We start from the raw sequence: 10,194 nt of genomic DNA on the forward strand, positions 1-10,194 counted from the left end.
GAAGGGGTCCGGCCACCGAAAATCGGTGACCGGACCCCTCTTTTTATTGAAAAGCTTTAAAACAGGCTAGTTATGTCCCAGCCTCTTCTGCATGCTATGATACTTTCTTCTGAATCCCGTACGTCCCGATCCGCCATAACTTCTCGAACGGTCCGTAGCGATGCGATTTGAGCCACCACATCGAGAAGAACGTTTGGGCAATCAAAATCGCGATGCTCAAGAACAATCCTTCAGTGAGCGACAGACGTCCGTAATACCCGAGGGCGATGACGGGAAGGACGACGACGAGCGTGTGCGTCAAGTAGTTCGTCAGCGCCATCCGGCCGAGCGCCTGGAGCGGACGGAACGTGAGTCCTTTCCGGACGGCAATGGTGAACAGACAGACGTAAGTCGTCGCGAGCAGTTTTCCGGAGATGAGGACGGCTGTTAGGTTCGTCCAGTAATAAGCGCCGCCACCACCATAACGATGCCAAAGGATGACCCCGAAAAACGGCAAGGCGAGAACACTGCAAATGATGGCCGTCCGCGTCAATCCTTGAAGCGTCCATGTGAGCAGCTTCCGCTCACGCCCGATATAGAGACCGAATAAGAATAGGCAAAAGATTTCAATCCCGACAAGCAGAGAGTTTGAGATCGCGCTAAAGATCTCGACGTCGAGCCGGTAATCGAACCAAGCGCCAAAGCCGGCGTTATATGCGGTCGGGAACGGATAGCCGGGATTGAAATACCCCGTCGTCCACTCCATCAAGACAGATGAGCCATAGAACAAGAGAAAACTCCCGATCAACAAACTCCACGCCCACGTCAAAATCGCGCGGTTGCTCAATCCATAAAACAAGGGGAGCAACAACCCCCACATCGCATACGTATGTAAGATGTCACCCGACCAGATGGCCAGGTGAGCAAGTCCGAACAGGAAAAGGATGACGATGCGTCGGACATAGCGGCTCGCCGAGTCCCCACGCGCGTAAGAGCGTTCGAGGAAAATCGAGAAGCCGATGCCGAACAGTAAAGAGAAAATTGTATAGAACTTCGTCTGGATGAACAAGTCGAACAGTGTCCTTACGACGAGGTCACTACCTTCATACATAGGTTTACCGAAGATCCAGTCGCTCCCGAGCATGCTCGGGATGTTGACGAGGAAGATGCCGCACAGGGCAAATCCTCGAATAATATCATAGAGAACGATGCGTTCGTTCAATTGGATGGGGCCTGTCATGCGACACTTCCTCTACACGTTTTAGAATACTTTCGTCGTCCACGATTCACAGTTCCAGACGTCGGTGACGATGTCTTGATAGAACTCCGGTTCGTGACTGATGAGTAGGATACTACCTTTATACTCTTTCAATGCGCGCTTCAACTCTTCCTTCGCGTCGACGTCCAAGTGGTTCGTCGGCTCATCGAGGAGGAGCAAGTTTGATTCGTTGTTTTGGAGCTTACAGAGGCGGACTTTCGCTTTTTCCCCACCACTGAGGACGGCGATTTTACTCTCGATATGCTTCGTCATGAGACCACACTTCGCGAGCATGGCTCGGACTTGTTGCTGGTTGAGTGACGGGAACTCGCTCCAAATCTCTTCGATACACGTGTTGTTGCTGACGGCCGCTTCTTGTTCGAAGTACCCGATCTCTAGGAACTCGCCGCGTTCGACCGTTCCTTCGAGCGGATTGATCATGCCGAGCAGACTCTTCAAGAGTGTCGTCTTCCCGATTCCGTTCGCGCCGACGAGGGCGATCTTCTGACCGCGCTCCATCTGCAAGTCGAGCGGACGTGAGAGCGGCTCATCGTAACCGATGACGAGACCTTTTGCGTCAAAGATGAGACGGCCTGACGTGCGCGCCTGCAAGAAACGGAACTCTGGCTTCGGACGTTCCGCACTCAGCTCGATGACGTCCATCTTGTCGAGTTTCTTTTGACGTGACATCGCCATGTTTCGTGTCGAGACGCGGGCCTTGTTACGGGCGACGAAGTCTTTCAAATCAGCGATTTCCGCTTGTTGGCGTTTATAAGCCGACTCAAGCTGCGACCGTTTCATCTCGTACACTTCCATAAACTTGTCGTAGTCGCCGACGTAACGCGACAAATCTTGGTTCTCCATATGGTAGACCAAGTTGATGACGCTGTTTAAGAACGGGATATCATGCGAGATCAAGATGAACGCATTGTCGTAGTTCTGAAGATAACGCTTCAACCACTCGATATGGATCTCATCCAAATAGTTGGTCGGCTCATCGAGGAGGAGGATGTCCGGCTTCTCAAGGAGTAGCTTCGCGAGCAACACTTTTGTCCGTTGTCCACCTGACAGGTCAGCGACATCGCGGTCGAGACCGACATCTAAAATACCGAGTCCGCGGGCGACTTCTTCGACTTTCGCATCGATGATATAAAAGTCGTTCGAATCGAGCGTCTCTTGCAGTTCGCCGACTTCAGCGAGCATGTCGTCCATCTGTTCAGGTGACGCGTCGCCCATTTCCATGTAGAGTTCGCCGATGCGTGTCTCCATGTCAATCAAGTATTGGAACGCGCTTTTCAACACGTCACGAATCGTCATCCCGCGTGCGAGGACGGCGTGCTGGTCGAGGTAACCGACGCGGACGTTTTTCGCCCACTCGATTTTCCCTTCATCCGGTTGCAGTTTGCGCGTGATGATGTTCATGAACGTCGATTTTCCTTCACCGTTTGCTCCGATGAGGCCGATGTGTTCACCTTTTAATAGACGGAAAGACACGTCATTTAAAATGGCGCGGTCACCGAAACCGTGGCTCAAGTTTTGTACTGTTAATATACTCATAATTCGTATTCGTTCCCTTCAAAGTTGACTATCCGATATTGTAGCATGGATTCAAAAAAATTAGTACGCCAGTCCGACCGACTGCCGGACGAAACTGTTCTCTTCGACCGTGTTCAACATGAACTGGGCGACGTCGGCGCGTGAAATCTGTTTACCGTCGGCAGGGATCCCGTCGATGTCCGTCCGGTACACCGATGTTCGCGGACCATTCGTCAGTTGCATCGGCCGCACGATCGTGTAGTCGAACGACGAGTTGCGCCACAGGTCGACCGCGGCCCGGTGGTCGCGAAGCGGCTTCCGGAGCATGAACGTCACGACCGTTCCGGCGATCCCGGGAATCTCTTTGTCAATCCCGGCAGACGCGAGGTACAGAATGCGCGTCACATCGTTCGCTTTCATGGCGGGGACGAGTGCATCGGTCACGCTGGCCAAGAAATCGGGGTCGCTCAAATCGGTCCCGAGACAGCTGATGACGGCGTCGTGCCCTTTGAGCGCGTCGGTCAACGCCGAACTGTCCGAGACGTCGCCTTCTATGATCTCGAGCTGCGGGGTCGGGATGAGTTTTTTCTGTTCGCGCACGAAGGCGGTCACATGATGGCCGTGCTCGATCGCTTGATCGATAAACTGATGACCGGTCCGGCCGGTGGCACCAAGAACGAATAGCTTCATACACAACGAGCTCCTCTCATTTTTCCAGTATCTTCAGTATACAGCAGTTTCAGAAAAATCGGACTTTTAGCAGTCTTTTCATAAACGGGTTGCAATTTCTACAATCTCGTCTACAATAAACTTTATCTTATATAACTAAAAAGATTCGCACTCGTATATCCGTGAGAATATGGCTCACAAGTCTCTACCGAACCACCGTAAATGGTTCGACTACGGGTGACGCTTGTCGTGTGCATTCTTTGTGTTTTCATGCGGTTCGTCGTCCCCGGGTAGGGGTGACGAATCGCATTTTTTTATTGGAGGGAAACACAATGAAGCAGTTAGAAGACAAAATTAGAGACGAAGGCCGTGCCTTGTCGGACCAAGTATTGAAAGTCGATGCGTTCCTGAACCACCAAGTCGATCCTGAATTGATGCAGGCGATCGGTCGTGAATTCGCAGACCGATTCCGTGATGACCAGATCGACCGAATCGTCACACTCGAATCGAGCGGGATCGCCCCGGCGATGATGACGGCGCTCGAGCTCGGCATCCCGTTCGTGTTCGCTCGCAAACGAAAATCACTCACGCTCCAAGACGACCTCGTCGAAGCGGATGTCTATTCGTTCACGAAACAAGAGACGAACCGCATCAGCTTGAGCCGTCGTTTCGTCCAACCGGATGAGCGTATCCTCGTCATCGATGACTTCCTCGCGAACGGGGAAGCGGCGCTCGGTTTGACGCAGCTCGTCGAGTCGGCCGGTGCGACCGTCGCGGGTGTCGGCATCGTCATCGAGAAGTCGTTCCAGCCAGGACGGGAAAAACTGATCGACAAAGGGTATCGTGTCGAATCACTCGCCCGTATCGCCAAACTTGGAGCAGATAGCATCTCATTCGTAGAGGTGGTCCGATGAACACGTTCAAAACGGCCAGTCTCGGGTTCCAACATCTGCTCGCGATGTACACAGGCGCGGCCATCGTCCCGCTTATCGTCGGTGGGGCCATCGGGCTCGGACCGACTGAGCTCGCGTATCTCGTCGCCATCGATTTGTTCATGTGCGGCGTCGCGACATTGCTTCAAGTATGGACGACCCGTTTCACCGGTGTTGGGTTACCGGTCGTGCTCGGTTGTACGTTCACGGCGGTCGGTCCGATGATCGCCATCGGCAGTTCGAGCGGTATCACAGCGATTTATGGGGCGTTGATTGCGAGCGGTGTCATCGTCATCTTGATTTCAGGCTTCGTCGGCAAACTGGCCCAATTCTTCCCGCCGGTCGTCCTTGGTTCGGTCGTGACGATCATCGGCCTCTCGCTTATCCCGGTCGCCATCAATGATATCGGCGGCGGGACACCGGGTGAGCCTGGTTTCGCTTCAATACAAAACTTGGCGCTCGGCGGATTGACGATCGGTTTGATTCTCGTCTTGAACCGAGTCGGTACCGTGTTCAGTCGGGCGGCAGCGGTCTTGTTCGCCGTCTTGATCGGTACCGGTGTCGCCACGTTCCTCGGTCTCGTCGATTTCAGCCCGGTCCGTGAGGCCGGCTGGTTCCAAATGGTGCAGCCGTTCTACTTCGGGGTGCCGACGTTTGACGTGTCGGCCATTCTCGTCATGACGCTCGTCGCCATCATCTCGATGATCGAATCGACTGGTGTGTTCTTGGCATTGAGTGATATCACGAAAAAACCAATCGGATCGAACGAATTGACGAAAGGGTACCGAGCCGAAGGTGTGGCGACGATCCTCGGCGGGATCTTCAACAGCTTCCCGTACACGACGTTCAGTCAAAACGTCGGACTCGTCCAGCTGTCGGGTGTCAAATCACGTCGTGTCATCTTTTGGACGAGCGGGCTCTTGATCTTGCTCGGCTTCTTGCCGAAAGTCGCGACGTTCACGACGCTCATCCCGAAACCGGTGCTCGGTGGGGCGATGCTCGTCATGTTCGGAACGGTCGCCGCGTCGGGGATTCGCATCCTTAGCCAAGTCGATTTTGCGAAAAACGAGAACTTGATCACGATCGCGCTCTCGATCGGCATCGGGCTCGGCATCACAGCCAACCCAGGCATTGTCGCCAATATGCCGGAATCGATCCAACTGTTCACGGATAGCGCCATCGTTGCCGGCTCATTCACAGCCCTGTTCTTGAACGGTTTCTTCCGTCTCGTCGATCGGTTCAGTCCGGACGAGGTCGTTGCCGATGAACGGCAAGTCAGCTAGACTGAAAGGAGTACGTAACAAGGGGGAACTAGGATGGGAAAAACAGCACTCGTTGTCGGCGCGACCGGTTTGATCGGACGCGAGCTCGTCGAGCAGTTGCTCGAACAAGAACGGTATGACGCGGTATGGATCGTCGTCCGCCGCTCGAAACGTTGGAGTCACCCGAAATTACATGAAGTTGTCGGCTTTGAGAAGATGGATGAGACGTTGCCTCACATTGACGATGTGTACTGTGCACTCGGTACGACGATTGCCGTCGCCGGATCGCAGCAGGCGTTCAAACATGTCGACCTCGAGTTGCCGCTCGAAGTCGCGCGTGTCGCGAAACGCCACGGCGCCACACGTTACGCCGTTGTCTCGGCACAAGGTGCGTCATTGCGCTCGCCGTTCTTCTACAACCGAGTGAAAGGCGAACTCGAGAACGGGCTCAAAGTGTTCGGGTTCGAGCACTTGATTATCGCTCGCCCGTCGCTCTTACTCGGCGACCGCGAGTCGTTCCGGCTCGGTGAGAAAGCGGCTGAAGTCGTCAGCCGCCCATTCCAACCACTGTTGCTCGAAAAAGTGCCAAACGCGGCCCCAATCCAAGCGTTACATGTGGCCCGAGCTTTGATCATGGCGGCAGAAGAAGGACAAGGCACGGAAGTGTTAACGTCCGGAATGATGCAGGGAATGAGCCAATGAAGCGAGTGACGAGTAAACGCACGAAAGCCGTCATGATTGACGGTGCCATTGCCGGGTTACTAAGTTTCGGTGTCGAACAGCTCGTTCGGAAGAAAGTGAAGAGCGAGTTCGTCCACGCGGTCATCACACCGACACTCGTCTCTTATGCGATCGAGGCGTGCCAGATGAGCCGTGGTGGTCAAACGATCGGCTACAAGCTGATGGGTCTCGAACTGAAAAACGATGACGGAACACCGGTCACGGTCGAGCAAGCGTTCAAGCGTGCCCTTCATCGGGACACGTTGACGATTGCGGCTTACTTCAAGGACCGCGAACACTTCGAGGCGGAAGACGGTGCCGTCTTGCCGCACGACAAAGCTTTCCATATGCACGTAACCGAAAAGAACTGACCTCAGGCGCGAGGTCAGTTCTTTTTTAGTCGTGGATTCGGCTTAGGATGGCGGTCGTCAAGGCGACGACCGTCCCGAGGACGAGACCGTTCGAGAACACGGTCGCAAGGAGCGGCGGTAAATCGTTCATCGCTCCAGGCGGGAGCAACATCGCCCCGGCCCCGATGACGAGCGGGAGGCCGACCGTGAGCGACGCCGTCTTTTGGTTCAACTCGAACGCGGCCTCGTTAATCCCGATGATGATCATCGTCGCGATGAGCGGGGTGACGATGGCGTACCCGACCGCGGCCGGGATACTTGCGATGAGCGACACGAACGGTCCGATCAAAGCGAGCACCATCATCAAGCCGTGCGCGACGAGGTGAGGGGCACGGTGCACGCTCTCCGTTGACGACAAGAAACCGGCTGTCCCAGAGATCGCGACCGGTCCAGGCGTTCCAAACAAACCAGCGACCATCTGACTGACACCGCTGACGATGCCAGACGCGGCGACGTTGCCTTCGACTTGTTGTTTCGTCCGTGAACTGACGATGCGCTCAATCAATTTGATGTTCGCGAGCACGTTCGTCATGAGTAGAAGTGTGATGACGAAAGCGGTCGGAAGTAAGTTCCAATCCCATACCCAAGCGCCGAACGGGAACAGCTCGGGAACGAGGAAGAACGAGTCCGAACGAACAATCGGGTTGCCGAGACCGAGCAGATTGAACAACCCGAACCCGACGAAAAGCGTCATGACGAGACCGTATTGTTTGAAGCGGCTCCGCTCGAGCGTGAGCGCGAACAAGACGAGCCCGGCTGTCGCGACGGCTTGGACGATATTGATGCCGTCCTCGCTCACACCGAAACCGCCTTTAATGACGGCACCGGATAGTTGCAGGACGAGCAGGATCATATAGACGCCGAGCACTTGAGGCGTGAACAGCGACAGCATGCGCCGTAGCAGTCCGGTCACGGTCATGACGACGCCGAGCACACCGCTCAAGAACAGCATGAAGCCGAGCGCTTGGAGCGTCTCTTGCCCGCTGCCGTAAAGGGCAGGGCCGATCGAGGCGTACAGCGTGAACACACCCCACCAAATGCCGGCCGGTCCTTCTAAGATCGGCAGACGGTGGCCGAACAGCGTCTGGATGATGCTGAACAGTGCGAAGATGAACAGCGAGCGCGAGATGAACGTCATCGTCTCGGCCGGCGACAGTTCAAATAGGGCGGCGATGGCGAGCGGTGGTACAATATTGGTAGCTAAAATAAAAATAAACCACTGAATCGTCGTGGTTACAGAACTTTTCGTCATGGTGTCCCCCTGGTATTTCCCTTTTTTACTATTAGTGTACCGTGACGACGAAGTGGATGCAAATGGAGGTATATAATGAAGAGAAAACTGAAGTGGATCGGACTGTCGTTGCTTGCTGTCATCCTTGTCGCCGTGATCGGCTTCGTCGTTTGGACGCAAATGACGTACGGACCGACGGATGAAGCGCTTGGCTATGCGGCTGAAGCTGAACAGGTCGACAACCGACTAGAGTTCGGAGACCGGACGAGTGAGGTCGGGATTATCTTGTACCCGGGTGCAAAAGTCGATAAAGAGGCGTACGCCTATTACGGGACCAGATTGGCGGAAGCAGGGCACTTTGTCGCCATCCCGTCGCTGCGCTTGAACCTCGGCATCTTAGATATCGATGCGGCGGAAACAATCATCGAGGCACATCCCGATATCGAGCGCTGGTACGTCGCCGGTCATTCGCTCGGCGGTTCGGCCGCCTCGGGCTATGCGCTCGAAAACGAAGATAAAGTCGACGGGGTCATCTTCCTCGCCTCGTATCCGATCAGCTCGATGACGGATAGCGACTTGCGCGTCTTGTCGATCTCGGGTGAATTGGATGGTCTGGCGACACCGGCCGATATCGAGACGAGCCTTGACAGCGTGCCGAGTGACGCCACGTTCCATCAGATCGAAGGTGGCAATCATGCCAACTTTGGGATGTACGGGCCGCAAGACGGGGATAACGACAGCCCGCTCAGCGCAAGAGAACAACTTGATGAGACGATTGATCAAATCGTAGATTGGCTCTAAAAAAACAGCGTGCCCGGGTTCGGGCACGCTGTTTAGCGTTGGTCGAGACGATGACTGAGTGACGTCAAAGCCGCGGTCAGTAAGGCGACGGCGCCACCGACGAGGGCGAGCATCATGACCGGTGCGTTCGCATAGACGAGACCACCAAGAGCAGACCCCATGCCGATGCCGACGTTGCTCGCGACAGGCATGAGTGACGAGGCCAGACCTTTGGCGTCTGGGTTGAACTTCTCGGCCAAATCGATCAAATAAATTTGCGTCGACGTCGTGAGCAGAATCGCCATGAACGACATGAGGGCGATGTTGATGAGACCGAGCGTCACGTTCGACGTCGTCACATAAAGCGCCGCGAGCACGACCGCTTGGATGAGAAAGACGAACCGGAGCCGACCGATCGGGTTATGGCTCGCGATTTTCCCGGCCGCCATGTTGCTGAAGATTGAGATGAAACCGTAGGCGAGCAGGATCGGACTGACCCATGCGACCGGAACGCCGAGCACGCCTTTTAAGATCGGGACGAGATACGTATAGACGACGTACGTCGCACCGAATCCGAAAGCCGGGATGAAGAAGGCGATCAAAATACGCGGATTCGTCAAGAGCCGGAGCTGGTCAGAGATCGATGTCTTCGCGCTCGATAACTGGTTGGGGACGACGCGGTAGACCGCGAACAAGGCGACGATACCGAGTGCGGTCGTCATGAAGAACGTCGCTTCCCAGCCCGCGCGTTGCCCGATGAACGTCCCGAGTGGCACACCGAACACGTTCGCCATCGTGAAGCCGCCGAAGATGAACGAGACGGCGATGCCGCGCTTCGTCGGCGGTACCGATTCACTGGCGACGAGCATGGCGAGCGAGATGAGCACACCGGTCACGACCGCGGTCACCATGCGTGTCGATAGCAGAAGACCGTAGTTCGGTGCTTGGCTGCTCAAGAAATTGAGCACGATGAAGCCGAGCGTGAGTCCGAGCATAAGTCGTCGTTTCGGCATATGGCTCGTGAACGACATCATGAGCGGGGTGCCGATGGCAAAGCTGATGGCGAAGGCGGACACGAGCGTCCCGGCGGTGGCAATCGAGATGGTCAGTCCATCCGCGATATCGGGTAAAATTCCGACAATGACGAACTCACTCGTGCCGAGCACGAACGTGAGCAGCGCCAGTGATAAGATGAGCGTCCAGTCGTTGCGACTGAGCGATGGGGTGGTCGTCAAGATGTAATCACTTCTTTCGTTCAAAGGTTGTTAGACATCAGTCGTTTCCAACCATACAGGATTTTTTGGCAAAGCAAAACCCCTTTCTCTCCAGTTTGAACTGAGCCCCGTAAAATGGACAGTTTAATAAAAAGCCCACGTGTTCTATGCGGCGATCAGATGGCCCCGATATTGTTCCGGGG

10 protein-coding genes and 1 riboswitch are annotated in these 10,194 nt (G+C 55.1%); of the genes, 5 read left to right on the forward strand and 5 right to left on the reverse strand.

Annotation, left to right across the window (positions count from 1 at the left end; translation table 11 throughout):
- Positions 1-94: 94 nt before the first annotated feature.
- From KNP77_RS15375 to KNP77_RS15385, 3 genes are read right to left on the reverse strand one after another with little or no spacing between them, the layout of a single operon-like run.
- Complete coding sequence (locus KNP77_RS15375; protein ID WP_214891651.1) at positions 95-1,219, reverse strand: DUF418 domain-containing protein; 1,125 nt, start codon at positions 1,217-1,219, stop codon at positions 95-97.
- A 21-nt stretch (positions 1,220-1,240) separates the two neighbouring features.
- Positions 1,241-2,794: an ABC-F family ATP-binding cassette domain-containing protein gene (locus KNP77_RS15380; protein ID WP_214891653.1), complete on the reverse strand. Its 1,554-nt coding sequence runs from the start codon at positions 2,792-2,794 to the stop codon at positions 1,241-1,243.
- 60 nt (positions 2,795-2,854) lie between these two features.
- Positions 2,855-3,463, reverse strand: coding sequence for an NAD(P)-dependent oxidoreductase (locus KNP77_RS15385; RefSeq protein ID WP_214891655.1), 609 nt, complete (start codon positions 3,461-3,463; stop codon positions 2,855-2,857).
- Positions 3,464-3,594: 131 nt separating this feature from the next.
- A riboswitch (purine riboswitch) is annotated at positions 3,595-3,696 on the forward strand.
- Between the two features lie 78 nt (positions 3,697-3,774).
- Between KNP77_RS15385 and KNP77_RS15390 the strand changes: the two genes are divergently transcribed.
- The 4 genes from KNP77_RS15390 to KNP77_RS15405 are packed head-to-tail and all read left to right on the forward strand — an operon-like array spanning position 3,775 to position 6,727.
- Positions 3,775-4,356: a xanthine phosphoribosyltransferase gene (locus KNP77_RS15390; RefSeq protein ID WP_131465946.1), complete on the forward strand. Its 582-nt coding sequence runs from the start codon at positions 3,775-3,777 to the stop codon at positions 4,354-4,356.
- Positions 4,353-5,657: a nucleobase:cation symporter-2 family protein gene (locus KNP77_RS15395; RefSeq protein WP_214891658.1), complete on the forward strand. Its 1,305-nt coding sequence runs from the start codon at positions 4,353-4,355 to the stop codon at positions 5,655-5,657. The genes KNP77_RS15390 and KNP77_RS15395 overlap by 4 nt, the downstream gene beginning before the upstream one ends.
- A 33-nt stretch (positions 5,658-5,690) precedes the next feature.
- Positions 5,691-6,338 carry an NAD(P)H-binding protein gene (locus tag KNP77_RS15400; protein WP_131490593.1) on the forward strand — a complete coding sequence of 216 codons (648 nt, stop codon included), beginning with the start codon at positions 5,691-5,693 and terminating at the stop codon, positions 6,336-6,338.
- Positions 6,335-6,727 carry an RDD family protein gene (locus tag KNP77_RS15405; protein ID WP_131490594.1) on the forward strand — a complete coding sequence of 131 codons (393 nt, stop codon included), beginning with the start codon at positions 6,335-6,337 and terminating at the stop codon, positions 6,725-6,727. The genes KNP77_RS15400 and KNP77_RS15405 overlap by 4 nt, the downstream gene beginning before the upstream one ends.
- Before the next feature lie 25 nt (positions 6,728-6,752).
- On the opposite strand, the gene KNP77_RS15410 is transcribed toward KNP77_RS15405, so the two are convergent.
- A complete protein-coding gene (locus KNP77_RS15410; RefSeq protein WP_214891660.1) occupies positions 6,753-8,018 on the reverse strand; it encodes a purine/pyrimidine permease in 1,266 nt (421 codons plus the stop codon).
- 75 nt (positions 8,019-8,093) lie between these two features.
- Between KNP77_RS15410 and KNP77_RS15415 the strand changes: the two genes are divergently transcribed.
- Entirely contained in the window at positions 8,094-8,798 is a 705-nt protein-coding gene (locus tag KNP77_RS15415) for an alpha/beta hydrolase (protein WP_214891662.1), read from the forward strand.
- Between the two features lie 32 nt (positions 8,799-8,830).
- On the opposite strand, the gene KNP77_RS15420 is transcribed toward KNP77_RS15415, so the two are convergent.
- The gene (locus KNP77_RS15420) at positions 8,831-10,036 is read right to left on the reverse strand and encodes an MFS transporter (RefSeq protein WP_214891664.1); all 1,206 of its coding nucleotides are present in this window, start codon (positions 10,034-10,036) and stop codon (positions 8,831-8,833) included.
- Positions 10,037-10,194 lie beyond the last annotated feature (158 nt).

It is taken from the genome of Exiguobacterium sp. s142 (genome assembly GCF_018618455.1).
GTDB classification, from domain to species: Bacteria; Bacillota; Bacilli; order Exiguobacteriales; family Exiguobacteriaceae; genus Exiguobacterium; species Exiguobacterium aurantiacum_A.

Excerpts from the sequence above, each read along its gene's own strand:
- KNP77_RS15375 (WP_214891651.1), bottom strand. The coding sequence starts at position 1,219 with ATGACAGGCCCCATCCAATTGAACGAACGCATCGTTCTCTATGATATT.
- KNP77_RS15380 (WP_214891653.1), bottom strand. The coding sequence starts at position 2,794 with ATGAGTATATTAACAGTACAAAACTTGAGCCACGGTTTCGGTGACCGC.
- KNP77_RS15385 (WP_214891655.1), bottom strand. The coding sequence starts at position 3,463 with ATGAAGCTATTCGTTCTTGGTGCCACCGGCCGGACCGGTCATCAGTTT.
- KNP77_RS15390 (WP_131465946.1), top strand. The coding sequence starts at position 3,775 with ATGAAGCAGTTAGAAGACAAAATTAGAGACGAAGGCCGTGCCTTGTCG.
- KNP77_RS15395 (WP_214891658.1), top strand. The coding sequence starts at position 4,353 with ATGAACACGTTCAAAACGGCCAGTCTCGGGTTCCAACATCTGCTCGCG.
- KNP77_RS15400 (WP_131490593.1), top strand. The coding sequence starts at position 5,691 with ATGGGAAAAACAGCACTCGTTGTCGGCGCGACCGGTTTGATCGGACGC.
- KNP77_RS15405 (WP_131490594.1), top strand. The coding sequence starts at position 6,335 with ATGAAGCGAGTGACGAGTAAACGCACGAAAGCCGTCATGATTGACGGT.
- KNP77_RS15410 (WP_214891660.1), bottom strand. The coding sequence starts at position 8,018 with ATGACGAAAAGTTCTGTAACCACGACGATTCAGTGGTTTATTTTTATT.
- KNP77_RS15415 (WP_214891662.1), top strand. The coding sequence starts at position 8,094 with ATGAAGAGAAAACTGAAGTGGATCGGACTGTCGTTGCTTGCTGTCATC.